Source organism: Paenibacillus paeoniae (genome assembly GCF_003388735.1).
GTDB lineage: Bacteria > Bacillota > Bacilli > Paenibacillales > Paenibacillaceae > Pristimantibacillus > Pristimantibacillus paeoniae.
On the sequence record NZ_QUBQ01000001.1, the window covers coordinates 2,371,707 to 2,395,294 of the forward strand.

General features: G+C 50.8%; 26 protein-coding genes and 1 riboswitch. Of the genes, 6 read left to right on the forward strand and 20 right to left on the reverse strand.

All coding sequences use genetic code 11. From position 1 onward, the window contains the following. Position 1: 1 nt before the first annotated feature. The 8 genes from DX130_RS11120 to DX130_RS11155 all read right to left on the reverse strand — a co-directional run bounded on the left by DX130_RS11120 (position 2) and on the right by DX130_RS11155 (position 7,597). A complete protein-coding gene (locus DX130_RS11120) occupies positions 2-1,060 on the reverse strand; it encodes an ABC transporter permease (RefSeq protein ID WP_116045165.1) in 1,059 nt (352 codons plus the stop codon). Next, the gene (locus DX130_RS11125; RefSeq protein ID WP_116045167.1) at positions 1,057-2,601 is read right to left on the reverse strand and encodes an ABC transporter ATP-binding protein; all 1,545 of its coding nucleotides are present in this window, start codon (positions 2,599-2,601) and stop codon (positions 1,057-1,059) included. Before DX130_RS11125 ends, DX130_RS11120 begins: the two co-directional genes overlap by 4 nt. A gap of 97 nt (positions 2,602-2,698) precedes the next feature. Beyond that, a complete protein-coding gene (locus tag DX130_RS11130; protein WP_116045168.1) occupies positions 2,699-3,763 on the reverse strand; it encodes a BMP family ABC transporter substrate-binding protein in 1,065 nt (354 codons plus the stop codon). Between the two features lie 16 nt (positions 3,764-3,779). Next, a complete protein-coding gene (rbsK, locus tag DX130_RS11135) occupies positions 3,780-4,712 on the reverse strand; it encodes a ribokinase (RefSeq protein ID WP_116045169.1) in 933 nt (310 codons plus the stop codon). Next, the gene (locus tag DX130_RS11140; RefSeq protein WP_165861225.1) at positions 4,709-5,707 is read right to left on the reverse strand and encodes a LacI family DNA-binding transcriptional regulator; all 999 of its coding nucleotides are present in this window, start codon (positions 5,705-5,707) and stop codon (positions 4,709-4,711) included. Before DX130_RS11140 ends, rbsK begins: the two co-directional genes overlap by 4 nt. A gap of 260 nt (positions 5,708-5,967) precedes the next feature. After that, positions 5,968-6,633: a helix-turn-helix transcriptional regulator gene (locus tag DX130_RS11145; RefSeq protein ID WP_116045912.1), complete on the reverse strand. Its 666-nt coding sequence runs from the start codon at positions 6,631-6,633 to the stop codon at positions 5,968-5,970. A 97-nt stretch (positions 6,634-6,730) separates the two neighbouring features. After that, positions 6,731-7,156: a DUF86 domain-containing protein gene (locus DX130_RS11150; protein ID WP_116045172.1), complete on the reverse strand. Its 426-nt coding sequence runs from the start codon at positions 7,154-7,156 to the stop codon at positions 6,731-6,733. A 153-nt stretch (positions 7,157-7,309) separates the two neighbouring features. Next, positions 7,310-7,597, reverse strand: a complete 288-nt coding sequence (locus DX130_RS11155; RefSeq protein WP_116045174.1) for a Dabb family protein — start codon at positions 7,595-7,597, stop codon at positions 7,310-7,312. Between the two features lie 130 nt (positions 7,598-7,727). On the opposite strand from DX130_RS11155, the gene DX130_RS11160 reads away from it, so the two are divergent. After that, the gene (locus DX130_RS11160) at positions 7,728-7,985 is read left to right on the forward strand and encodes a hypothetical protein (protein WP_116045175.1); all 258 of its coding nucleotides are present in this window, start codon (positions 7,728-7,730) and stop codon (positions 7,983-7,985) included. 63 nt (positions 7,986-8,048) lie between these two features. Here DX130_RS11160 and DX130_RS11165 read toward each other — a convergent pair whose 3' ends face one another. The 10 genes from DX130_RS11165 to DX130_RS11210 all read right to left on the reverse strand — a co-directional run bounded on the left by DX130_RS11165 (position 8,049) and on the right by DX130_RS11210 (position 15,235). Beyond that, positions 8,049-8,438, reverse strand: coding sequence for a cupredoxin domain-containing protein (locus tag DX130_RS11165; protein ID WP_116045177.1), 390 nt, complete (start codon positions 8,436-8,438; stop codon positions 8,049-8,051). 134 nt (positions 8,439-8,572) lie between these two features. Further along, the gene (locus tag DX130_RS11170) at positions 8,573-8,974 is read right to left on the reverse strand and encodes a YhjD family protein (protein WP_116045179.1); all 402 of its coding nucleotides are present in this window, start codon (positions 8,972-8,974) and stop codon (positions 8,573-8,575) included. A 155-nt stretch (positions 8,975-9,129) separates the two neighbouring features. Then, positions 9,130-9,519, reverse strand: a complete 390-nt coding sequence (locus DX130_RS11175; protein ID WP_116045181.1) for a phage holin family protein — start codon at positions 9,517-9,519, stop codon at positions 9,130-9,132. A gap of 226 nt (positions 9,520-9,745) precedes the next feature. Beyond that, positions 9,746-11,101, reverse strand: a complete 1,356-nt coding sequence (locus tag DX130_RS11180; RefSeq protein WP_116045183.1) for a hypothetical protein — start codon at positions 11,099-11,101, stop codon at positions 9,746-9,748. A gap of 100 nt (positions 11,102-11,201) precedes the next feature. Next, positions 11,202-11,777, reverse strand: coding sequence for an SLOG family protein (locus tag DX130_RS11185; protein WP_116045185.1), 576 nt, complete (start codon positions 11,775-11,777; stop codon positions 11,202-11,204). A 211-nt stretch (positions 11,778-11,988) separates the two neighbouring features. Further along, positions 11,989-12,492, reverse strand: a complete 504-nt coding sequence (gene queF / locus DX130_RS11190; RefSeq protein ID WP_116045187.1) for a preQ(1) synthase — start codon at positions 12,490-12,492, stop codon at positions 11,989-11,991. A 76-nt stretch (positions 12,493-12,568) separates the two neighbouring features. After that, positions 12,569-13,300 carry a 7-carboxy-7-deazaguanine synthase QueE gene (gene queE / locus DX130_RS11195; protein WP_116045188.1) on the reverse strand — a complete coding sequence of 244 codons (732 nt, stop codon included), beginning with the start codon at positions 13,298-13,300 and terminating at the stop codon, positions 12,569-12,571. Beyond that, complete coding sequence (locus DX130_RS11200; RefSeq protein ID WP_116045914.1) at positions 13,293-13,739, reverse strand: 6-pyruvoyl trahydropterin synthase family protein; 447 nt, start codon at positions 13,737-13,739, stop codon at positions 13,293-13,295. Before DX130_RS11200 ends, queE begins: the two co-directional genes overlap by 8 nt. Beyond that, positions 13,739-14,407, reverse strand: coding sequence for a 7-cyano-7-deazaguanine synthase QueC (gene queC / locus DX130_RS11205; RefSeq protein ID WP_206098817.1), 669 nt, complete (start codon positions 14,405-14,407; stop codon positions 13,739-13,741). Before queC ends, DX130_RS11200 begins: the two co-directional genes overlap by 1 nt. Positions 14,408-14,574: 167 nt before the next feature. Continuing rightward, a riboswitch (PreQ1 riboswitch) is annotated at positions 14,575-14,618 on the reverse strand. 98 nt (positions 14,619-14,716) lie between these two features. After that, positions 14,717-15,235 (reverse strand): hypothetical protein, encoded by a 519-nt coding sequence (locus DX130_RS11210; protein ID WP_116045191.1) that lies wholly within the window; start codon positions 15,233-15,235, stop codon positions 14,717-14,719. 183 nt (positions 15,236-15,418) lie between these two features. Here DX130_RS11210 and DX130_RS11215 point away from each other — a divergent pair, with 183 nt between their 5' ends. Continuing rightward, the gene (locus DX130_RS11215) at positions 15,419-16,303 is read left to right on the forward strand and encodes a J domain-containing protein (protein ID WP_116045193.1); all 885 of its coding nucleotides are present in this window, start codon (positions 15,419-15,421) and stop codon (positions 16,301-16,303) included. Between the two features lie 96 nt (positions 16,304-16,399). Here DX130_RS11215 and DX130_RS11220 read toward each other — a convergent pair whose 3' ends face one another. Continuing rightward, positions 16,400-17,305 (reverse strand): ArsR/SmtB family transcription factor, encoded by a 906-nt coding sequence (locus DX130_RS11220; RefSeq protein ID WP_116045194.1) that lies wholly within the window; start codon positions 17,303-17,305, stop codon positions 16,400-16,402. 181 nt (positions 17,306-17,486) lie between these two features. Between DX130_RS11220 and DX130_RS11225 the strand changes: the two genes are divergently transcribed. From DX130_RS11225 to DX130_RS11235, 3 genes are all read left to right on the forward strand, one after another. Then, positions 17,487-18,653 (forward strand): iron-containing alcohol dehydrogenase, encoded by a 1,167-nt coding sequence (locus tag DX130_RS11225; RefSeq protein WP_116045196.1) that lies wholly within the window; start codon positions 17,487-17,489, stop codon positions 18,651-18,653. A gap of 37 nt (positions 18,654-18,690) precedes the next feature. Next, positions 18,691-19,515: an aldo/keto reductase gene (locus tag DX130_RS11230; RefSeq protein WP_116045197.1), complete on the forward strand. Its 825-nt coding sequence runs from the start codon at positions 18,691-18,693 to the stop codon at positions 19,513-19,515. 412 nt (positions 19,516-19,927) lie between these two features. Further along, complete coding sequence (locus tag DX130_RS11235) at positions 19,928-22,063, forward strand: hypothetical protein (RefSeq protein WP_116045199.1); 2,136 nt, start codon at positions 19,928-19,930, stop codon at positions 22,061-22,063. Positions 22,064-22,084: 21 nt separating this feature from the next. Here the strand turns inward: DX130_RS11235 and DX130_RS11240 are convergent, their stop codons facing one another. Beyond that, positions 22,085-22,864, reverse strand: coding sequence for an alpha/beta hydrolase (locus DX130_RS11240; RefSeq protein ID WP_116045201.1), 780 nt, complete (start codon positions 22,862-22,864; stop codon positions 22,085-22,087). A 198-nt stretch (positions 22,865-23,062) separates the two neighbouring features. Here DX130_RS11240 and DX130_RS11245 point away from each other — a divergent pair, with 198 nt between their 5' ends. Continuing rightward, positions 23,063-23,548: a C40 family peptidase gene (locus DX130_RS11245; RefSeq protein WP_116045203.1), complete on the forward strand. Its 486-nt coding sequence runs from the start codon at positions 23,063-23,065 to the stop codon at positions 23,546-23,548. Positions 23,549-23,588: the final 40 nt, after the last annotated feature.

Below are 23,588 nucleotides of genomic sequence, written 5' to 3' on the forward strand. Positions count from 1 at the left end.
CTTATTTCACCGCCTTTTGCTCGTTTTTGGCACACCTTTGTTTAAGAAAGGTAAAAATCGCCTGTGCCGTCACGAGCAGCACGAGCATGACTTGAATAATGACCGCAACCTCTCTGGGCATATCGCTCCCATATTGCATCGTCTGAGCTCCCACTTGAATATACGCATAGAATAATCCGGCGATGAGCACACCCACTGGATGATTGCGAGCGAGCAATGCAATAATGATGCCATCAAAACCAAGACCCGCAGAGAAGTTTTGTTTGAAGGTCCCTTGAATCCCCAGTATTTCCACGATTCCCGCCAGCGCGGCCAGCGCACCGCTAATCATAACGCTGATGACTATAATTCTACGCGTTGCGATACCGCCATACCGGGCAAAATGTCCATTCTTCCCGACCAACCGCAGTTCGTAACCGAGCGAGGTTTTGTAAAGAAGCAAATATACAATGACAACAGCCGCCAGTGCGATCAGAATGCCGGCATGGGCGCTCGTTCCGGGAATAATCTTGGCGAGCAAAATGTCCTTATTAATATTTTCCATTTTCGCATAGCCGCCGCCCTGAGCCTTAAACTGATTATTTACAAAATAGGAGGTTAGCAAAATAGCCACAAAATTAAGCATCAATGTCGTGACGATCTCGTTAGCGTTCATGTAGGCTTTCAGTATCCCAGGAATCGCCCCAAAAATAGCTCCCCCGATGAGCGCGGCTAACAATACCAGCGGCAGATGAATCCATGGACTTAAGCCTGGCAAGTACACCGCGGTGAGTGCTCCTAGAAAGCTGCCCATGTACAATTGGCCCTCGGCACCCATACTGAATACGCCTGTTTGGAGTACGACCGAAACAGCGAGACCCGTTAAAATCAAGGGGACAGCTTTGTTTAGTATCGTTCCAACATTAAACCAACTGGATAACGGGTCAAGGAACAGAGCACTAATGGCCGTAAAGGGTTCGCTGCTGGTTAGAAAAATAACGACAAAGCCGCACAGCAGCGCAGTTACAACCGCCATCAGAATTCCGCTAACTTCCAGCACCAACATTTTGGACGGTTTCATCTTACCTCCTCCTGTTCCTGTTTCTTGATGCCTAGCATGTAATAGCCGATTTCTTGTTCCGTCAGATCAGGAGTGTTGTCCAGAAGCGCAACGATTTCGCCATTGTAGAGTACGGCAATTCGGTCGCTCAACGCCATAACTTCCGACAACTCGGCCGAGACCACCATAACCGCTGCGCCACCGTCCCTACGCTTAATAAATTCCCTATGGAGAAACTCAATGGCTCCAATATCGACCCCACGTGTCGGCTGAGAGGCGATGAGCAGCTTTGGATTTTTCGACAGCTCGCGAGCTACGACGACCTTTTGAAGATTGCCTCCCGATAGTGCGCCTGCCATAATTTCTTCGTTTTGCGCACGTACGTCATACGTTTGCATCATGATTTGAGTAAACTGCTTGATTTTCTTCTTATTTAGAAAAATCCCCCGTTTAAACTCAGGATTCCGATAGTGGTCAAGCATCAAGTTTTCCGCAATCGTAGAGGTCAAGCTGGCTCCTGAGGTTTGCCGATCTTCGGGAATAATCCCCACTTTCATCTTGCGAATCTCTGCGACACTCGCTTCGAGCAGCTCTTTGCCCTGATAGCGGATATGGCCTGCAGTCGCTTTGCGAAGCCCCGTAATCGCTTCCACAAGCTCGGTTTGGCCATTGCCTTCCACACCTGCAATGCCAAGCACTTCGCCACTGCGAATATCAAAGGAAATACCATTCAACGCCTTAGTCCCCTTGTCATCCAACGCTTCAAGATTACGGACAGCCAGTACTACATCCTTAGGCTCGGCTGGTACTTTATTCACACGGAAGAGAACTTCACGCCCAACCATCAGACGAGAAATCTCTTCCTGGTTCGTGTCCTTCGTCTGCAAAGTTGCAATCGATTTGCCGGCCCGCAGCACAGTAATTCGATTGGAAATGCGCATGACCTCGCGCAGCTTATGCGTGATGAAAATAATGGTGTGGCCTTCGGTAATGAGCGCTTGGATTGAATCGAACAGCTCGTCCGTCTCTTGCGGAGTCAACACTGCTGTCGGCTCGTCCAGAATGATCAACTTCGCGCCCTGATACAGCACTTTCAGTATCTCCACTCGTTGCTTCTGCCCAACCGGAATCGTCTCGACCTTTGCCTGCAAGTTTACCTGCAAGCCATATGTCGCAACCAATTGTTCGACTTCTCGATATTCCCTCGCTCGATCACGAAAGATCGAAAACGGGCCCCTCTTCGGCTCGTTGCCAAGCACGATATTTTCCGACACCGTCAAGGATGGCGACAACATGAAATGCTGATGCACCATGCCCATGCCTTGCTGAATGGCATCCCTAGGCCCGTGAAAGTTGATCGGTTGCCCCTTGTATTCAATTGTTCCGCTCGTAGGAGATTCCAGGCCGAACAAAATTTTCATCAAGGTCGACTTGCCGGCTCCATTCTCTCCCACAAGCGCGTGTATTTCTCCTTCATGCACGGTCAAATGAACGCCCCTGTTAGCGGCAGTTCCGTTAGGATACACTTTATGAATATCCTTCATCTCTAGTAAAATCGGCATCGCTATTCCCCCAGCCAAAAAATGACTTCACTCGTATTCAGGGCCCTCGTGAAATGAAGGAGGGATGAGGTTAACCTTCCCCCTCCTTCAACTTCTCTTATAACGAAGATTTTACAGTGATCTCGCCTTTAGCAAGCTTGTCTTCAATCTCTGTCATCTTATCTCTAATGGCTTGCGGCACATATTTCTCATAGAGCTCGTCCTTAGCTATACCGACGCCACCTTCCTTGATGCCCAGCACTTCGCCCTTACCGAGAGGCAAATCGCCTTTGGACAGCATTTCCAAAGCGCGGAAGACCGATTGGTCAACGTTTTTCAGCATGGAAGTCAGTACGCTTCCCGGGTAAAGCGGATTTTGGTTAGCGTCAACACCAATTGAGTAGACGCCTTTTTCGTTAGCGCCTTCCAACGTACCGAGACCTGCTGCGGATGCTACACCGAATACGATATCCGCTTTTTGCGAATCGATTTGCGCTAATGCCAATTCTTTGCCCTTTGGAGCGTTAACGAAATCTCCTACATAAGAAGTGACAACCTTCACGTCTTTGTCCACGTACGCTGCACCTTGCTCATAGCCCGATTTAAAATCATTAATAATCGGAATGTCCATGCCGCCTACGAATCCAATGACTTTATCCGGATTTGCGCCTTTTAATTCTGTGCTGGTGGTTACCAATGCCGCGAACGCCCCAGCGAGGAAGGAGCCTTCACTTTGAGAGTAAAGCATCGAGTAGACATTCGGAACGCCTTCAATTAAATCATCGAAGAAGATAAATTTAATATCTGGGTAGCGTTCTGCCAAATCCTTCGTTACATCAATCATTTGGCTCGTCCCAACGACAACAACGTCATACTTTTTGCTAGCCACTACTGCTTCCAAACCCGATGCCCAGTCCGCGGAATTAGCGCCGCCTTCAACCGTCTTGGCTTTAATTCCGAGTTCCTTGACCGCTCTATCTATACCCGCTTGCGCTGAATCGAAGAAACTCTTGTCGCCAAGTGTGCTGTTTACATAGTAGAGAACATTCATCTCTGTACCGGAGTTCGATGGAGATTCGCTTGGTTTACCAGGCGTGCTGCTCTTTGTTCCACATGCTGCCAAAATTAATGCAATGGTAAGAAACATTACGCCGATCGTGCTGAGTTTTTTCATGTTCATCATGGTTGACTCCCCCTGATCACTGGTTGTGTGCTGCTTCTTTAATAAATTGTTCAGCTTCCTTTAGCCTTGGCATGGAAACTTGAGCCCCCATGCTCGTCGCTGTAATCGCACCGATGGCGGAGGCGAATTTGGCAGTTGCCCAAATGTCCTTGCCACTTACAAGGGCTGCTCCTACCGCACCGGCAAACGCATCGCCTGCCGCTGTGGAATCGACAGCATTGACTTTGTAAGGCTCCATGAAGAAGGTTCGGTTCGCGCTTACGACTACGACACCTTTTTCCCCCAACTTCGCAAATACGGTCGACACGCCCCTATTAATTAACTCGATAGCCGCAAGCTTAGCCGACAATGGGTCGGAAACCTCAACACCGGTCAATTGAGCAATTTCCTTCTCATTAGGAAGAATGTAGTCTACCATTGCGAGCATGTCTTCCGGAAGCTCTTGCGCTGGCGCAGGATCAAGCAGAACAGGAACCTGATGCCGCTTCGCAAGCATAATTGCTTCCTTCACTGTCTCTAGCGGAATTTCAAGCTGTACCATCAGCAGCTTGCTTTGCTTGATCAGCTCCTCCCGCTTTCGCACATCTTCGGGCGTTAGCCGGAGATTGGCACCTGGCGCCACGACAATACTATTGTTACCATGCGGGTTCAATGTGATGAACGCTACACCTGTCGCTTCCTCAGGTATCTTCTCAATCGCACTGCAGTCGACCCCGACCTGCTCCAGATTGGCAAGCAATTGATCGGCGAACAAGTCATTGCCTACCTTGCCAATCATAGCGACATCAGCCCCGAGCTTGCAGGCCGCGACCGCCTGATTAGCCCCTTTGCCGCCGGCATTCATAAAGAAATTTTTCCCCAATACGGTTTCCCCCCAATCCGGGCGACGGTTCAAGCTGACCACCATGTCCATATTCAGGCTTCCTACAACTACAATGCTAGCACTCATTTCCGGTTCACCCCGATACACGATTCTCTGTGCATAAGCTTGTGTTCCAAAATCACGTTTTTCGAACCCGCCCTCACCCCCTTCATGCGATCATCCAACAGCTGTACCGCAGTTACTCCGATCTGATAAGCAGGTATCGATATTGTACTCATCAACGGTCGCGACATGGCACTGAACGCGATGTCATCGCAGCCGAAGATAGAAATATCCTCCGGCACTCGCATTCCCCGTCGATAGATCTCATGCATGGCTCCAAGCGCCATAAGATCGTTCGCTGCGAATATAGCCGTCGGTTTATAGGCATGAATCAAATCCCCCGTCTGGTGCACCCCCGATTCGTAGCTGAAGGTGCCCACACTGACGAACGGCTCAAGATTTGCCGCAAGCATGGCGTCTACATAACCTGCTCTTCGGCTTACCGCCGATTGAATATTTTTAGGACCTGCAAGATGTGCAATTCGGGTGTGTCCCTGTCCAATCAAATATTGGACTGCTTCCTGGGCTGCTCTATAGTTGTCGATCGACACGGCGTCAAACGGTTTATTCTCGATTAGTCGGTCACAAAGTATGATAGGCGTTTGCAAACTCGTCAGGTCGTTGACCGCCTTCTCATCGAGCGTCGACGAAATGAGTACGATTCCTCCAACTTGTTGCTCCACCATTTTGTGAATAATATCCTGCTCTAGCTTCGGATCATTATCCGTATTGCTGATAAAGATCGTATATCCAAGCCTGTGAGCAGCATCCTCGATTCCGCGGGCCAGCACTGGAAAGTAAGGGTTCGTAATATCGGGCAGAATCAATCCAATTGTATTGGTCTGGTTAGTTGCCAAATTTCTTGCGATTGTACTCGGACGATAATTGAGCTCCTTGATCGCGCGAAGAACACGCTCCTTGATCTCCCCCTTTACTTGTGGATTGTTGTTAAGCACTCGCGACACTGTCGCTTTTGATACTTGCGCTCGTTCTGCAACATGTTGAATATTGGGTTTCATTAGAACGTTCACCATCATTTCCTTCAAATCATTCTTAATCGCGAAACCGGTTACAAAATTTCTTGAACAATAGAAAGCGGTTTCTGTGCCAATAATATATCACCTCTTTATTCTTTATGCAACCGCTTTCATTTTATTTTTTACTTGAAATATATTCCTGTTAGAAATGCATCGGTAGTACATTTTGCTGTCGCAAAAAAAAGCTTGGCTGCTGGGCCAAGCTTCATTCTATAGTCATTCCATTTTAAGTTAATTTCGGTTTATAAGCTCGCCTTACCATCAATGGAGTAGCTGCAGCGGCCGCCGCCCTTCGCCAGGCATTCCGTGCGCTCCACTGGCACTTCCAGCAAGCTGCGGAACAAAGCGAGCTCGCAGCTGCAAGCCTGTTCGTACTTCCCTGCCACTCCCGTAATGGGGCAATTGTACTCATGCAGCGTGAACCGATTCTCGCTGTCTCGCTCAACCTGCGCCATATAGCCGCCTTCGTTCTGGATGGCTGCTAGCGCTTGAACGCGCTCCTCCAGATCCAATCCTTGCATTCGGGGCAAGAAGCGATCACGAAGCTTGCGCATTCTCCCCTCGAACATGCGGTCGATCAACCCAGCCGTCTCGGGATCTTCATCCAGCTCCGTCAGCAAATCCAGCGCCAGCGCATGGTAATTTTTCGGAAACAATTCGTCTGCGACGGCCGTCAGCTCGAACTTATGCAGCGGCCTGCCCATCGGCTGGCGCACCGCTACCGTCTGAACGCTGCCCGCATGCTCCAGCTCGTACATATGACGCCTAATCGCCATTTCCGTCAGCTTCAATTCAGCGGCAAGCTCGCTTGCGCTCACCCTGCCTCGCGTCTTCATCAGCAGAAGAATGCGTTCTCGGGTCGAAGAAGCGGACTTCGGCTCACGTCCATCTTGCCTGTCGCTATCCATTCGTTTCACGACTCCACCTCCGCCCATTCGATCTGCCTTCCGGCTGCGATAGCGTGCTCCAGGTCCTAAAGCCTCAAGCTTCTTGAGACTCTAAAGTCTACAAACTCAGCTCCTGCTTCAAATAACGCTCGACCGAATCCCGGAATGCCGTCAGCTTTGCAGGTAACTCTACTGTAAATGGATGCAGCTCGCTTCGCGGCCAGTCATAATAATCCTGTACAAGCGGCTTCCGCAGCTTAACAAGCTCTGTCAGCACATTTTGCAACTCGGCGGAGTACACCCCTTCGCCGCCTACAATTTCAATAATATCCTCGTAGCTGCTTGCGTCCCTCATAATGAAGCCGTCGATCAGATAGCTGCCTACGTCCGTTACGGTCTCGATGGCAAGATGAAGCGCGCGCTCCTGTGCCAGTCCTTGCAGCAAGTCGCCTCTCCAGTCGGAGGCCAGCGCGTTCATCGCCTCTGCCAGCTCCGGTATCGCGTCCAGGCGGACAGCGATCTGCTCCTGATTCACGTAATACATCGCATTCCCTGCTTTCGGTTAACTTCTTTATTTCTTGCGCTTTGCTCTCCGTTTCAACCAAGCGACCATAATAATACTGCTAAAAATGATGACCAGCAAATAAGTCAGCATTTCGTATACGTCTCTCATCTCCTGCATGATCTCGGATACCCCTTAGCTTTCAAAGTCAACGCTTACAGAAGCTTCGCGTACTTGTGTCATATGCTCGATTACTTTTTTGTGCACAGGATGAACCTGATAAACCTCCAGAGCAGCCATCGAATCGAATTTTGTAATTAGAGCGATATCGTATGAACGCTCCGAGTGGAGCACGTCAATACCCACTTCAATATGCTTCAGTTCGTCGATCTTGCCCTCCATATCGCGAAGCACTCCTGCCGTGCGCTCCACGCTTTCTGCGCTGTTATCCTTTAGTTTGAAGAAAACGATATGTGTAATCATGATCATAGCCTCCTGGAATCATCGTTTATTAGAGTTGCCCTGCGCTTTCGGCATGAGTTTCGTCCTTTTGTCACATAATAACCTATGGGATCGCATTACGGCAATCTTTAGTTAAAGGAGATCAATTCGTATGCGCTACACCGTTACGATCATCGCTACCCTGATCGCTGTTGCGATCTGCGCTTTTAATTACACGGGCTACGACCCGCATAACATGGTTTTTTTCATGCTTAGCATTCCGGCATGGTTTACTGATTTTTTCGTCGATATTCATGAAGTAAGCGTCCTGCTCATGTACGCGCTCACGATTATTAGCTGGGCCGTCATCGGCTACATCACAGACGTCCTCATCGCTCGCGACCGCAGAAGAAGCCGTTCCGCCGCTTAACCTCGGAACATCAGATTAATGGGAAAAAGGAGCCTCTCGGCTCCTTTTCTTCTTTCTTGCTCATTACGCTGCCTCGATGATAAGCTTCGCTTTCATCGTTGTATGTCCGGCGCCGCAAGGAACCGAACAATATATTTCATATTCGCCCGGCTCAGTGAATTCCAGTTCTGTCTCCGGCGTCTTGTTATCCAGTGCTACTTGCAGTTCGTCAATATGAATGCCGTGAACGCCGCTCTTGTTCTGCAACTTCATAATAACTTTGTCTCCAACTTTCGCCGTGAATACTTCCTGGTTGAACGTAAAATCGCTGTATGCCTCGATCTTCATAAGCGATACGCCTTCAGGCAATTGGGCAGACTCGTCAACCGGCTTCTCAGGCAGGTTGAAAGTAAGAAGATAAATACCCAGCACTGCTGCCGCGGTGAAGACGACGAACATAATCCATTTGTGCATTGCTACGTGCTCCCCTTTACGATCATAATGTCTACCTCTTATATTACATAAGATCGTCCGAAGTTCTCAACCTTAAACTGCGTAAAGTGGAAAAGTTTTTTTCTTTTTTGACAAATCCATGAACAATTCGGACATCATTTGGACAAATATTGCTTCAGCATACGCTCCGACTCCGCCTTCACAAAGCCCCACAGCATATAAAACTCATGATGATAGCCGCGGCATACATACTTGGCAAGCAATCCATCCTTCTCCTGCTTCTCTTCATAAATCTTAATTCCGCGGCTGCGGAACCCTCTGCGCAAGTCGGCCAAATCCAGCAGCACCCGATCCTGAATGCCCCGAAGCAGCGATTCGTAGAAGCGCGGCAGCTTCATGCCCGACGAATCGACAACCCGTATATCATGATCCAATACGCGCGTTACAATACCAAGCAGTACGCATCGCTTCACAAGCGCAAGCTCGTCTTCGGTCTGTATAGGCGGCGCAGCCACAAAAGCAGCTGTCCCACGCTCCTCTATTCCATTAGCGGCCATAGCCACCCCTCCATCGCATTGCTTTTAACGAATAAGAACACCTGTTCTCATTATATGCGAATCACGTAATTCCATGCAAGCGAAAAAAACCTCCGCGGCATGTGAGAGGCCCGCGCCTGGAGGTTTTTAGGAAACTGCAGTTAACGAGCCTTGCCTTACTTTTCCTTCAGCACCGCAATTAATTTGCGAATTTTCTCGGGCAAAGGCAGTCCCATTCTTCCGTAATTTTCCGTTATTGAAATCAGCTCGTTTGCAATATAGAAATAGATGGCGGCTCCCATCGTCACGTTGCTGGTTTCAAGCAGTATATCCACTCTGTGGGCAAGCAAAATGACAAGCAGCATTAATCCTTTACGGGCAAGTCCCCAAGCTCCGAATGAACTGCTTAACCCTTTTCCTTCCTTAATTGACGCGGCGACACCACTTACGTAATCGATTCCCATCGCGACAACGAGAACGGTAAGCGACTCCGCCCAGTTGCCAAACGCAAACGTAATAATAGACCCCACTATGCCTGTCAGGGAACAAGTCCAGATTAACGGCATGTCCTGCACCTCTTTTCATTTCAATGTATGAGATACTATATGCGGGGTGTGGTCAGCCTGTCTGTTAACTTGTCCCTATCCAAGGATTCGGGCTGTATAAAAAGGCAACAGCCGTTCGGGTAAAACAGGCAAAGATCGGTTTCCGCAGAACAGCGAGTTTGGCAGACGCAAAAAAACGGCCGTCCCGAAGGATGACCGTTTTATAGGAAGAATAAGATTACAGGTTCTAGGTCGATTCACCGTGCAAGTAGTTGAAGAATGGCACGTCTACCCAGAATTTATACGGTGTAATAACAGCATCCGGATCAATGGCCTTGAAGCCCTTTACCACCGCTTCGGAGTTCTCATTAAGCGAGAATGGATGCACCGTATACGGGCTCTCCGGATCCGTGATCAGGTTGTTCGTGATCACTTCATAATCTGCAAGCTCCGTTGCGGAATAATAAAGCGGCTGCCACCATGAGGAGGCGATAAGGCCGGTTTGGTCAGCTGAATTTTTCTTCGCATAGGCGAGAATGATCGCTTGGAACGCTTCTTTGTCCTTTTTTGTAGCGAATTCGAATTCCAGGTCATACTCCTTGGCATAAGCAATATAATTGCCGTTGGCAATTTTCACAACGTTCGGTCCTGGATCGCCCCACTCTAGCAGATGGACGAAAGCGGATGTTTTTGGCTCGAATTGCACCTTCGCGTCCAGCCCTTCGCTGCGCAGCAAGCCGATCAGCTGAATCGCGTGCTTGAGATTCGAATGTCCGTAAGTGAGCGCGAGCTCATCCACGAAGTTGGATTCGAAACGCGAGTCTTTCAAATTGTAGCCGGTAATCAGCTCTTGCTCCAGTGCCGTATTAACCAGCTTCTGCAGCTTCGGAGCCTGGATGATGTCCGATGTCGCATACGCTTGGTTCAGCTTAGTAATAATGTCGGCATCGCTAATGTAGCCGATGTAATTTTTGTACAGGCCTTTAGTCTCCAGCACCTTGCCTAGCAGCACGTTTATGAACGCTTCGTTCGCTGTCGCTCTAGGAGAGAAGCCTTGGCGGTACTCCGCAGGAATGAAGCCCGTATCAACTGCAGCCGCAAGCTCTTGTGAAACATGCTTGCCTAGACCCGCAGCGGAGATGCCAAGCTCACCCAATGCTTTGTCTACTTTGGCAGTTGGGTATGTATAAGCCAGCTCCTTAAGATCTGCTGCTCTAATCGCAATGGATACAGCTACCGCGTTCGTCAGCGGCAGCTCGCCGCCAATAGCAGGTCCTTGCAGAATTCCTTTGCCGTAGAGTGCAGCAGCAGCGTCGTATAGATCGTCCGAAGAGGACAGATCGGAGAACACGGCTTTGTCTTTTGGCGCTTCGATGTTCAGTACATCAGCTACAGCCCTGATGAAGTTTCCTTTGCTTATCTTGCCTTCCAGAGAGACGTCGAATTTGTCCTCCAGGAACAGCTTGTACTCGGCAGCCCCGTCCAAGGCATGCTGGGATGCCGTTAGTGGCGCGGCATGCGAAGCTGTTGCCGTGAACAGAATAGCGAACGCTGCCAGCAGCGCGACTGTCCATTGGCTGAATCTTACTCTAGTTGTAGTCATGGGTAGTGCCTCCTTATAAAAATGATCTATAATTCCCATATAACCTATCGGAATTAATGTCTTTGATGAATTATAGCAACCTCTCCGCGAAGCTGTCAACCTATTCTTCTTGAAATGTTTCATCTATCTCCCGATAGCCCGCTTCGTCCGCAATGCTCTGAATATCGTCGGATGTAATCGAAATATACTGATAACCGTCGGCATGCGCTTTTTTCATCGCCTTTTCCTTCATATACCTCGGGCTTCCCTCGCCTGCGTCCTCATCATAGACTAGAATAATGCCATCCGTCTTGCGAAGCAGCAGCTCGTCCCGTGCCGTGAATTGCCAAGCACCCTCATAGGGTCCCTTCGAAATCGAAGCACAATAATCGACGCCGGGGACAAGACTCTGGTAATACGTTTTTTTGTCTTCCTTCCAACCCTCCTCCGGATTGGCATAGGCTGTAATGATGGAAAGCTTCAGCCCCGGGTACTGACGCTTCAATTCGATGACCGCTTCACAGGCCCATAGATCTACACCGTATTGTCCCGGCGTAATGACCCATTCGAGTCCTTCTTCCACGAGAGGACGCAGCTTGCCCACAATCGCCTGCTGGATGTACTTGATGCCTTTATGCTTCTGACTGAATATGTTCAGCTCATGCGCGCGGTAGCCGGTGATGAGCACATTCTTCATATAATAACAACGCCTTTGCGGTTTAATAGAGTTGCTGCGCTATGTTGCTCGCGAACAACTCATACATCGTAGCACAAACCAGCTCATTACGCGGCACTTTAATGACTTAGATCAGCCAAAATAAAAAACGCCCCGTCAGCCTCGAAGCTGATGGCGCTCCGGGCGGGCGAGACGTTTTTTGGAACACAACCGTACCACGAATTGCAATCTGTTATCGGTTGTCCACCTTTTCAGGGTACAGATCATGGTTCATCAGACGATGTTCAGCGATCGCCTCATATTTGGTGCCGGGACGGCCCCAGTTGCAATATGGATCAATCGAGATGCCGCCGCGCGGCGTAAACTTGCCCCATACCTCAATATAGCGCGGATTCATCAGCGCAATCAGATCGTTCATCATAATATTCATACAATCCTCGTGGAAATCGCCATGGTTGCGGAAGCTGAACAGATACAGCTTCAATGATTTGCTCTCCACCATTTTCACATCGGGAATGTAAGAAATATAGATCGTCGCAAAATCCGGCTGGCCCGTAATCGGACATAAGCTCGTAAATTCGGGACAGTTGAATTTGACGAAATAATCGCGGCCGGGATGCTTGTTATCGAATGATTCCAGCACCTCCGGCGCGTAGGTGAACGGATACTTCGTCCCCTGGTTGCCCAGATGTGTAATGCCTCCCTGTACCAACTCTTCCTGGTTTCTTCCTGCCATAAGATGTTCACTTCCTATTCTATGATAAACGTCGCTCCCGGCAATCCGGTCGACTTGTTGTGTCCATTCGCTGCCACTATACGCCCTTCTTGTTGCCCCATACCCAGGTATGAAGCTGCGGAAGCACATGCACGCCCCGCAATTCGTCATCTGCCATCGCAAGCTCGATCAGCCACTCATACCGCTCTACGAGATATGGCAGCATCAGGTGCGGCTCCGACTCCGTCAAATTGCCGTTGCCGGCCTGGAGATAGAACGGCACATCCGCGTATCGTTTGTGCACAGACTTCCCATAGGCCAAGTCTGTTTCGTCGAATACAACGACTTTCAAACAGAAGTCGCTCCCCTGATTCAGCAGTCTCTCCACGATATCGTCCAGCACCGCCCAATCCGTCGTCATGCCGGAGCTTGGCGGCTTGGGAGACAGCGTTAGATCGTCAATATCGGTGAACCAGGGCTGCCACCGGCTGCCTTGCGTCTCCAGCGCGGCTTTGATACCCCGCTCATGCAAGCCGACGATCAACTCCCCGAGTTGCGGGAGCAGCGCCGGATTGCCGCCGGATAGGGTGACATGATCGAAGGAAGAACCTCCAATTCGCTCCAGCTCCTGGATCACCTCGCCTGCGGACAGCAGCCGAATCTCATCTTTGCCGGTGCCGTCCCACGTGAAGGCCGAGTCGCACCAAGCGCATTGGTAGTCGCAGCCTGCCGTACGGACGAACATCGTCTTGCGGCCTATGACCATGCCCTCTCCCTGTACGGTCGGACCGAATACCTCCATTACCGGTATGCGTCTCGGATTACTCATGGGAAGCCGCCTTTCGCTTCGGACGGTAGATGCAATAGCTGGTCGGAGTCTCTCTCAAATAAACCTGGAGGCAAACCGGCTTGTTCGGCATGCCGTCCAAATAACGCTGCACCAGCTCCCAGATCGTCCGAGCGACCACCTCGGTCGTCGGGAAGCGATCCGGGTTCGCGGCATCGAAGCTCTCCCCATCGTCGTTAAGCAGCGTATGGTCGAACCGGCCATGGATCAGCCCCTTAATCGCAGCGAAATTAACGAGAAAGCCGGACTCATCCAGAGCGTCCCCGACAACGGTCACATTGGCGTAATACGTATGACCGTGAATCCGCTGACACTTGCCTGCCGCTTCGGCTGGCACGAAGTGGGCTGCGTCGAATTGAAAGTCCTTATTCAGCTCGTATAGATAAAAATGCGGCACAGACGGATAGATTTGCTGAAGCATCATAATCCCGCTCCCCGCGTCTCGCGCGACGCTACATATTCCTCTAATCCTCTGCGGCGCAACCCGCAAGCCGGGCAATCGCCGCAGCCGTCAGCTATGATGCCGTTGTAACAGGTCAGCGTGCGCTCCCTTACGAAGTCGAACGCGCCGAGTTCGTCCGCGAGCGCCCATGTCTCCGCTTTATTCAGCCACATCAGCGGCGTATCGATTACAAAGTTATAGTCCATGGACAAGTTAAGCGTTACGTTAAGCGACTTGATGAATACGTCGCGGCAATCGGGATAGCCGCTAAAGTCTGTCTCGCATACGCCTGTGACGATATGCCTCGCGCCAATGCCCTTCGCCAGCACCGCCGCAAACGACAGGAACAGCAAATTGCGCCCGTCGACGAACGTCGTCGGCAGCTCGCCATCCTTCTGCTCAATAGCGATATCATCCCGCGTCAGCGCATTCGGCGCAAGCTGGTTCAGCAGAGACATATCCAAGATATGATGCTTAACCCCAAGCTCAACGGCGATTTCCGCCGCGCAATCCAGCTCCAGCTTATGGCGCTGCCCGTAGTTAAACGTTATCGCCTCCACCTCGGCGAATTGCTCCAATGCCCAAAACAGGCAGGTCGTACTGTCTTGCCCTCCGCTGAATACAACAACGGCCCCTTCATTCTTCAACATAAGATGTCTCCTCCCAAATTGAGAAGAGGCGGAACTCCGCCCGAATCCCTACGGACTCGGTGCATAGAAATAAGAAACGGCGCCTCGCTCACCCCGAACAGAAGGGGAAACACGAATGCGCCGAACACAAAAACGACGATGCCTGGACAGAAGGCTACCGCTTTTCGTTTTTAGTTTTTTATAGAGGGAGTTCGCGAACCTCTCCCGGCACCACTAAGCCTGCTGGCTTGCGGTTGAACCGGATTTTCTCTTCAATTGTTCACTCGTACTATAGCATAGAGCTAAGGGTTGAAAATAGCAACTATTTCACGCCAGCGCCTCCAGCGTGCGGACAGCATGCTCAATCAGCTCCGGGATATCGTCCATCTGCTCCTCTCCGATCCGGCGGCGGAAGCGGAGCTCTACCTGATTGCGATAGCGTTCGCTCTCCTCCCCGAACACTCGGCTAAGCGTCTGAACGGGACCTTCCTCCGGCATCCAAATATCGACGATGCACCGTTCGATCTCCCGGCAGCGCACTTCAAGGTCATTCGCCTCCACCAGGGTATGAAATCGAATAGCCAGGCCGCAAGCAGCCTTTTCCCCCTTCAGCTCCAAAATCTCCGCCGACAGGTCACGCAGAGAGGTATCCAGCATAAGCTCGGCCGTCACGCCGTCGCCGCTTCCCGCAAGTCGGAACGACAAGGAGAACTCACGGGACATGACAGCCATGTCCAGCATATCCCTGCGGCCTGTAATATCAATCATCCGATCCAGATTGTCCAGATCGTATAATTCATTCTCGAAGGCTACCTTTAAATTATCGAATATAGTTGGGTCGAACAAGCTATACTCACCTCTTCCAATCATCTTGATCGATATAAAATACGCCCGCGCGGGGCAAACTTCCTCCCATTGTACCATGCCGGGTAAAAATATAGACGTTCTAGGTTTGCTTTGACCTTCCCTTTTTCCGTATACTTGTATATAGCAGATTGCTAGATCTCCTAATTCAATAGAGGTGACAGAGTGGACGATTTGAAGCAAGCCTACAAGGTATTGGGACTTAAGGAGCATGCGCCGAAGGAAGAAGTGGAAAAGCGCTATTCGACGCTGGTCAGGCGGGAGAAAGCTCGATCCAAGTCGGGAGACAGGGCTGGAGACGAAGAATTCGGGCAGATGACGAACGCATACAAGCTCATTCTCGCCAGCGAGGACGAGAAGTTTACGCAAGCGTTCAACGAAAAGGAATACGGCAAATACAAGAACATGGCAGGCAAAGCGCAGAAGCTGGATCACTTCTGGCGATACTACAAGTTTCATACGCTCGGCGCCATCGCGCTGATCGGGGTTATTATCTATGGCATTATGAGCTATATCGATCATAAGGAGCATGAACGATATTTGGCCAGCCTTCCGCCAATGGATCTGGAGGTCACCTTCATGGGAACCTTTATGGAAGAGAGTGGACAAGATAAGAACCTTGTAGTAGAGAGTTTAATGGAACCGTTCCCAGAGTGGAAAAGAGTGGAGTACTCTACCATCTTTGTGCCTCAGGATGATATGGGCAGATACGCATACTTGCAGAAGGCGCTCGTTACGCTCATGGCCGAAGTTCCGGATCTGTACCTGATGGACAAATACATGTTCGAATGGCTTGGGCCGCAGGGAGCGCTCCTGCCGCTGGACACCCGCTCCGAGCTTGCCGCATACGGGGACAGCCCCGCCGCGCTTTCGTTGCAAACGGATGACGATCCCGAAGGGTCCGTCTATGGTATCGATCTGAGCAAATCGCAATTGTTCAAGGATTTGCCGATGATGAAGATCGAGCTGATCGCCGGCGTACGCGCCAACGCGAAGCATCCGGACAACGCTGTGAAATTTATTGAGCACTACGTGAAAACCATCCCCTAGCCGTAAGGGGATACAACCAGAGAGGGCAGGTCCAATGCAGCGCTGCATTGGACCTGCCCTTCTTTCTTTTATATGCTCCATTAGGATTACCCCGGCTTACAGGCATCTTAACGTCACTTCAATATCCTGATTGTAATTGCCAAAGTCCTTGCCGAACAGCGTAACGCCCCCGCAATTTTTGGCCGAGGCACTGCAGGCAATCCGGAACAAAATCTCCTTGTCATAGGATAAAGAAAGTCCTTCGATCGTCACATCGGACACCTTGACGCCGTCAATGAACGAGCCTTGGCGCGTTACGCGGATCGTCTTCATGAGCCCGTAATGGATGTTTTTATACCACCAGTCCGGTGTATAGATGCCGCGTGCTCCTCCGAAGTCGCCCGGATATGTCCAGGTCCCTACCTCCGTCCCGTTCACCGAAAATACGATGTCTGAAGGGAGATGATTGACTGTGCAAGGCGTCTCCGAGCAAATCTCCAGCGATATCTCCAACGAGTCCGGCTTTTCATTGCTTACCATATAGTTCGGAATGCGGTATTCGACGTAGCCTGATCCGAACCAGATTACCCGTGCATGCACATGCTCCGGGTCAGCGAAATATCGGGGATCGTCGCACATGCCGATCATCCTCTCGGCAGAGGCCAGACCGCAAGTCGGCTTCACCTCATAGGAGGCGTAGGCACCGACTGGCAAAGACACGAAATACCGGCTCCTATCCTCCAATCTCGGCGCCCCCTTGAACATCAAGTTGACATGGCCCAGATGAAGATGGCACAACTTCTGCATCCCCCTTTTCCCGGCAATCATCTCGCTGCGGACGATTCCCGCTTCCTCCAGCATATGTATATGTCTGGTGACGATCGGAGACTTTATAGCTAGCGCTTCCGACAAGCTCTTTATATTCATTGGCCTCTCGCCCAGCAACTCAATGATTTTAACCCGTGTAGGAGAAGAGAAGCACTCCAAAAAACCCATATTGCGACTGCTGACTTCAATATCCATCTCGATAACCCTTTCCGTGTCGTTCCTCGACTTGTCTTCACATTATATAACTTAAAAGTTAACCTAACAACAGGGCTATCTCAACTTGACAACCCTCACTCTATTCAATAAAATGAAATCCGCAAGCCCATATTAAACTATTAAGTTAACTTAAAAGTTAATCTTTAAAAGGAGGCTCGCCATGAATCCGTTTCAATTTCACAATCCTACGCGCATCGTATTCGGCGAAGGAGCAGCCGACCGAATCGGAGAGTTAACCTCTTCCTTCGGAGGGAAAGCTCTTCTCGTATACGGCGGAGGCAGCATAAAGAGCATCGGCTTATACGAACGGGCCGTGAAGCAATTGAAAGACGCAGGCGTTGCGATCTACGAGCTCGCCGGCATAGAGCCGAATCCGCGGCTAACGACCGTGAAGAAAGGCATACATCTATGTCGGGAGCACAGCATAGATATCGTTCTGGCAATAGGCGGCGGCAGCGTAATCGACGCATCCAAGGCGATAGCTGCAGGTGCTCTGTATGACGGCGACGTATGGGATTTCTTCACGCGCAAAGCTGCTATTCAACAGGCGCTGCCGCTTGGCACGGTCCTGACGCTTGCGGCTACCGGCTCGGAGATGAACGGCAACACGGTTATCTCCAACTGGGAGGAGAAGCTGAAGCGCGCTAGCGGCAGCTCTCATCTGTATCCTAAGTTTTCAATTCTTGATCCGACACTGACCTATTCCGTACCGGGCAATCATACCGTATACGGCTCCATCGATATCATGTCCCATGTATTCGAGCAATACTTTAGCCAAACGACCGACACGCCGCTGCAAGAGAGATTCTGTGAATCCATCCTGCAGACGGTCATTGAGAATGTAGAACCGGCTCTCGCCAATCCGGCGGACGCTGCCGCTAGAGCGAACCTCATGTGGTGCGGCACGATGGCGCTGAACGGCGGACAGATTAGCCTTGGTATGGTGAATGACTGGGCCTCCCATGGCATTGAGCATGAAGTGAGCGCCATCTACGATATTCCGCATGGCGCCGGCCTTGCCGTCATCTTCCCCAACTGGATGCGCTATGTGTACCAAGAGCGGATCGACCGTTTCGTCCAGTATGCGGTGCGCGTATGGGGCGTTGACCCTGCAGGCAAATCGGACGACGAGATCGCCCTCGCCGGCATTCAGGCTACCCGCGATTTCTTCACGCGTATTGGCGCGGAATCCAGACTCGCGGACTTCGGCATCGGCGAGGAGCAGCTCGACCGTATGGCGGAGGAAGCGGTTCGCTACGGCGATCTGGGTTCGTTCAAGCGTCTCGGGAAAGACGATATACGCGAAATTCTGCGCATGTCCCTATAAAGAAAAGAATCCCTATTAACGAGAGGAGCAATCTAAAATGACAAGAGCGTTGACAGAAAGCTATACGTTAAGCAATGGCGTTGACATGCCGAAGTTCGGTCTCGGCGTATGGAAAGTAGCGGACGACGTAGCCGCATCTACCGTGCAAGCGGCGATTGAAGCGGGATACCGCCACATCGACACGGCGGCAGCCTATCAGAACGAAGTCGGCACAGGCGCAGGCGTTCGCGCCAGCGGCGTAGCGCGCGATCAACTATTCGTCACAACAAAGATTTGGAATGCCGAGCAAGGCTACGACACCACGCTTGCAGCGTTCCAAGCCAGCCTGGACAAGCTTCAATTGGACTATGTCGATCTGATCCTTATTCACTGGCCGGTCAAAGGCAAGTACAAGGACACTTGGAGAGCGCTTGAGAAAATATACAGCGAAGGCAAAGCTCGCGCCATCGGCGTAAGCAACTTCCAAATCCATCATCTGCAGGACCTTATCGAAGCGAGCGAAATCGTTCCAATGGTCAATCAGGTAGAGTACCATCCGCTGCTGACGCAAGTCGAGCTGCAATCGTTCTGTCAAGAGCATAACATCCGTCTGACGGCTTGGAGTCCGCTTATGCAAGGCAACCTGGATATTCCTTTGCTCGCCGAGATTGGAGCGAAGTACAGCAAGTCTCCGGCGCAGGTTGTATTGCGCTGGGATCTTCAGCAAGGCGTCGTGACCATTCCAAAAACGACAACGCCTTCCCGCTTGGTCGAAAACGCCGACGTATTCGACTTTGAATTGACCGAAGAGGAAGTCGCGCAAATTTCTGCGCTGAATCGCAACCAGCGCTTTGGTCCGGACCCTGACAATTTTAACTTCTAAATTTCCCATTAACTACGCGGCGCCGAAGCCCATGCTTCGGCGCCGTTGCTGTATTCGTACAGGCAGGCGGACAGGACTAGCGGTTCTATCAAAGCGATTTACTTTTGACTTTGCGCAAGTAGCGATGAATATAGTAACCTAGTAGGAATAGATATCATATATAGAGAGATTTCATTCCGCCTGATTTTGCCGGACGAGTTACTTAAATATTGTGGTGGGATCAGAACGAATCACCCGTCTCTCATGAAAAAAATAGTGCTAAAGTTCTACTCTATTCCGAAAGTCATGCCTTTTTATCACAAAAAGACCAATTAACCTGTAAATAATTCACAGAAACCCCTTATGGTTCAGAGGAAAAGTGCAAACGTTTGTCGAATGTTTGCTAGGAGCAATTCGCGAAGGAGGAGCGCTGGTGGATATGAAGTCAAAAGCCCGTATCTCGGGCCTGTTAGAATTCCCCGAATGGACAAAAGAAATGGAGGCCTATCGTACGATATTGGAGCGGGAGACCCATCAGCCCTTACCGAACGAAATGTTCCTCGACTATGCCAAACAGCTCTCCGACAAGGAGAAACTTACGATAGCACTCACGCTGGAATTCCCATTTGCCAGACGCGAGCTGCGCAAGTGGCCGGATATGCTGTTTGTAAAGCTGCTTAGGACCTATGTGCAGCAATCTTCAGGCAATATCGCCTTGAAGCGCAGATTGATGCTGACCATCCTTCAGCGGCTTCGATACAAGGGAGATGAAGAATGGCCAGCACTTGCCGACCTTCTGGACGAGCAGGAGGAAAGGCTGGAGGCCGAAGGATATTGGCCCCATTATTGGACCATGTACTTCCATCCCGCCAAGTCCGACGAACATGATCTCTGGCTGCTGGAAATGAAGAAGCTGGAGGAGCGCTGGCTGCAGAACGGCGACTCAAGTTCGGAAGGAGAAGAAATTGCGGAGGTCGAATCACCAGAAGAGGAACAGGCTGACAACAGCAAGCTTGACAAAAAAATTAAAATACTGGGCGATTTATATAAAAAAGAAAGCTCCACAAGACAACGGCTTGAGCATGATCTGGTTCAGAAGAACAAGCTGCTCAGAATGAAATCAAAGGAAATGGAGCTGCTTGATGAAGAAATTGAGCGCTTAAAAGATGATGCGGAGCAAGCTGCCGCCATGATTGCCCAGCAGCAACGCACGCAGGCCGAGCGGGATCGCCATTGGAAGCAGGAGCAGGCTGATTGGCTGGAGGAGCGCCACCACTTCATGGAGCAGATTCGCGCGCTTAATCAGCAGACCAAGAGATTGGATCGCACGATCGAGGAGCACAAGAAGGAGCTTGACTACCAGGAGAAGGACAAAGCGAATTTACGGCAAGCGATCTCCGACGCGCGGAATCAGCTGAACAGCCCTGAATCGATTGCTAGACTGCTGTCGCACAGCATTGAGATTGAGCTTGCTTCAGTCGCGCAGTCCATACCCGCATCGCGCAATGACTCTTCCAGGCAAGCCGCTCAGGCCTCCCGGGCTCGCATACGCAAGGGGCTGGATCTGCTGGATGCGCTGGACCACTATCTCCTGCTGGATACCCTTCCTACGGAAGAGGAGCAGCCGGATCGGGCCAAGCAAACCGCAGTGCCAATCGACTACGAGGAGCAGGAGCCGCTCACGGAAGAGGATAACGCCCTGCCGCCGGTGCATGTTCAGCCTTCGGCCAATTCGCTGTACGGTACCTTCTTCCGCCGCGACCATGGCGGGTTTATTCGGCTTGATAACGGAGAATCGTTCAACATTACCGAATCGCTCGTTCAGCAGCACGAGCTGCAGCACGAGGCCGAGCTGCTGTGCACACCGGTCAAACAAGACGGCAAATCGCTATATTACGACTTGCAGCTTCTCTTTCAAGGAGATGATGCGTTCTCGCCGATCCAGCAATTGGACGGTTATATCGAAACGGGCGAAGGCCATCTCTGGTTCTGCGTCGATATGAACGATCCGTCCAGCCGATATCAAATTCATTACAAAGACATTGAAATTCAGAAACCTTCGCATGGGGATCCTTGCTCCTTCAACGTAGCGGAGGGCAGTCATATCGCGCGCTTGACCAAGCTGTATCGGCTGCAGGGCGAAGCGTTGGTTCTGGACGCAGGCAAGGCAAAGCCCATGCATCCGGCACAAGCGGAGCAATCCGGATCGAAGAAGAGCAAAGAGAAGAAAAAGCAGCTCCAATCCAAAGAGCAGCCGGCGCCTTTCCTGCAGGACTGCCTCATTACCATTGTCGGAGGCGTCCGCAAATGGTTCGAGCATGTCGTTCACGAAAGCGGCGCCGAGCTGGCACATGACACCGGAGACCATCCGGAGCGCTTGGCGGCGGAATTGCGTCGTTCGCAAGCGCTGTTCCTGCTTATCACCTCCACGTCGCACCGAGCGACATGGGATGGAATCGACATTGCTAAGATGTACGGCATCCCGCACTTTATTATTCAAGGCTCCAAATCCAATCTGCGCTCTTTGCTTTGGGACAATCGTGAAATCATCAGCAAAGCCAACCGTTAGGCGAATAGCCGCATGAAGCGACTATTTTCCTAGCGGGAGCCAGCTCAGGAACTGCTTAATTTGCTCGTCCCAATAGGACCAGTCATGACCGCCCGGCCCCTCACTATAGGTCAATTCGTAATCCGTCTTCTGGCATGCATCGCGGAAGGCCGTATTGCTTTTATATAAGAAGTCCTCCGTTCCGCAGCTTTGATACAGAAGCGGTTTTATTCCGTCATGTTGCACGTTGGGCTGATTCAGCAAAGCAAGCAGATCATTGTCCGTTCCCCTAATATCCTTGTCTCCGAAAATTAACTTGAACGTGCGGTCAAACGCCTCGATCTCCTTCGCGCGCGCAGCAATATCAAGCGCCCCGGAGAAGCTTCCTGCGGCCGCAAACCGCTCCGGATGACGCAGCGCCCACTTAAAAGCGCCATAGCCGCCCATCGATAAGCCAGCTACAAAGTTATCCTCCCGAGCTTCCGACAACGGGAAGAACGAGCGCGCCACAGCCGGCAGCTCTTCCGTTAGAAACGTCCAGTAAGCCTCCCCGTATTCCATATCCGTATAGAAGCTGCGATGCAAGTTGGGCATGATAACAGCGAATCCCAGCTCAGCCACATACCGTTCAATTGAAGTCCTTCTTGCCCAGATTGTATCGTCATCCGATAATCCATGCAGCAAAAACAACGTCTTGTGCTTCCCGGACGAAGCGGCATTGTTTAGCCCGATCTGCGACCTGGTAGCTTGGGGCAAAATGACGGTCATAGATGTACTCATGCCCAATGTTTCCGAATAAAATCGACAAGAAAGAAGTGCCATATGTATCCCCCTAGGAAGTGATGTCAGTCAAGCTATCCGTAATGTAACATATCATTAATATTTTTTCATGTTTTTCTCATAAACGCTCATAATGTCCGAACGACGCTGGAGTATCATTCTCATACAGGAAAATCAGCCCTGTTTCACTATGATATAGTGTGGATACAACACGAAACAAGAAGGGATAATCTGAACAACATGAGAAACAGCAACTTGCTTAAAACCATCGTAAAAATCGGGACATGCGGAGCCATCGCTTGGTCTGCCCTCACTTTTGGAACAGCTGGAGACAAGGCTCATGCAGCTACGCCCGCTTCAACTGAACTAATCGCATCCAGCAAGGAATTCATAGGAACCCCTTATCAATTCGGAGCCAAAGCCGGAAGCACCGCTTCCTTCGACTGCTCCTCCTTTACACAATACATATTCAAAAACATGGATGTCTGGCTGCCGCGTACTTCCGCCGCTCAAGCCAGTATGGGTACCAAAGTAGACAAAGGCTCCCTCAGTATGGGCGACCTGGTCTTCTACAAAACAAATGGCAAATCCATCAGCCACGTCGCGATTTACGCAGGCAATCAAAAGATTATCCACAGCTCTAGCAGCCAGGGAGTGACGATTAGCGATATGAACTCCAGCTACTGGAAAGGAAAATATGTTACAGCAAGACGTGTGCTGTCCTAATTGAAAAAGAGTCTTCTTCTGGTTTGCGCCAATCGGAAGA

Bases quoted from the DNA above. Each gene is read 5' to 3' on its own strand.
- DX130_RS11120 (WP_116045165.1), bottom strand. From the start codon at position 1,060: ATGAAACCGTCCAAAATGTTGGTGCTGGAAGTTAGCGGAATTCTGATG.
- DX130_RS11125 (WP_116045167.1), bottom strand. From the start codon at position 2,601: ATGCCGATTTTACTAGAGATGAAGGATATTCATAAAGTGTATCCTAAC.
- DX130_RS11130 (WP_116045168.1), bottom strand. From the start codon at position 3,763: ATGATGAACATGAAAAAACTCAGCACGATCGGCGTAATGTTTCTTACC.
- rbsK (WP_116045169.1), bottom strand. From the start codon at position 4,712: ATGAGTGCTAGCATTGTAGTTGTAGGAAGCCTGAATATGGACATGGTG.
- DX130_RS11140 (WP_165861225.1), bottom strand. From the start codon at position 5,707: ATGAAACCCAATATTCAACATGTTGCAGAACGAGCGCAAGTATCAAAA.
- DX130_RS11145 (WP_116045912.1), bottom strand. From the start codon at position 6,633: ATGGATAGCGACAGGCAAGATGGACGTGAGCCGAAGTCCGCTTCTTCG.
- DX130_RS11150 (WP_116045172.1), bottom strand. From the start codon at position 7,156: ATGTATTACGTGAATCAGGAGCAGATCGCTGTCCGCCTGGACGCGATA.
- DX130_RS11155 (WP_116045174.1), bottom strand. From the start codon at position 7,597: ATGATTACACATATCGTTTTCTTCAAACTAAAGGATAACAGCGCAGAA.
- DX130_RS11160 (WP_116045175.1), top strand. From the start codon at position 7,728: ATGCGCTACACCGTTACGATCATCGCTACCCTGATCGCTGTTGCGATC.
- DX130_RS11165 (WP_116045177.1), bottom strand. From the start codon at position 8,438: ATGCACAAATGGATTATGTTCGTCGTCTTCACCGCGGCAGCAGTGCTG.
- DX130_RS11170 (WP_116045179.1), bottom strand. From the start codon at position 8,974: ATGGCCGCTAATGGAATAGAGGAGCGTGGGACAGCTGCTTTTGTGGCT.
- DX130_RS11175 (WP_116045181.1), bottom strand. From the start codon at position 9,519: ATGCCGTTAATCTGGACTTGTTCCCTGACAGGCATAGTGGGGTCTATT.
- DX130_RS11180 (WP_116045183.1), bottom strand. From the start codon at position 11,101: ATGACTACAACTAGAGTAAGATTCAGCCAATGGACAGTCGCGCTGCTG.
- DX130_RS11185 (WP_116045185.1), bottom strand. From the start codon at position 11,777: ATGAAGAATGTGCTCATCACCGGCTACCGCGCGCATGAGCTGAACATA.
- queF (WP_116045187.1), bottom strand. From the start codon at position 12,492: ATGGCAGGAAGAAACCAGGAAGAGTTGGTACAGGGAGGCATTACACAT.
- queE (WP_116045188.1), bottom strand. From the start codon at position 13,300: ATGAGTAATCCGAGACGCATACCGGTAATGGAGGTATTCGGTCCGACC.
- DX130_RS11200 (WP_116045914.1), bottom strand. From the start codon at position 13,739: ATGCTTCAGCAAATCTATCCGTCTGTGCCGCATTTTTATCTATACGAG.
- DX130_RS11220 (WP_116045194.1), bottom strand. From the start codon at position 17,305: ATGGATATTGAAGTCAGCAGTCGCAATATGGGTTTTTTGGAGTGCTTC.
- DX130_RS11225 (WP_116045196.1), top strand. From the start codon at position 17,487: ATGAATCCGTTTCAATTTCACAATCCTACGCGCATCGTATTCGGCGAA.
- DX130_RS11230 (WP_116045197.1), top strand. From the start codon at position 18,691: ATGACAAGAGCGTTGACAGAAAGCTATACGTTAAGCAATGGCGTTGAC.
- DX130_RS11240 (WP_116045201.1), bottom strand. From the start codon at position 22,864: ATGGCACTTCTTTCTTGTCGATTTTATTCGGAAACATTGGGCATGAGT.
- DX130_RS11245 (WP_116045203.1), top strand. From the start codon at position 23,063: ATGAGAAACAGCAACTTGCTTAAAACCATCGTAAAAATCGGGACATGC.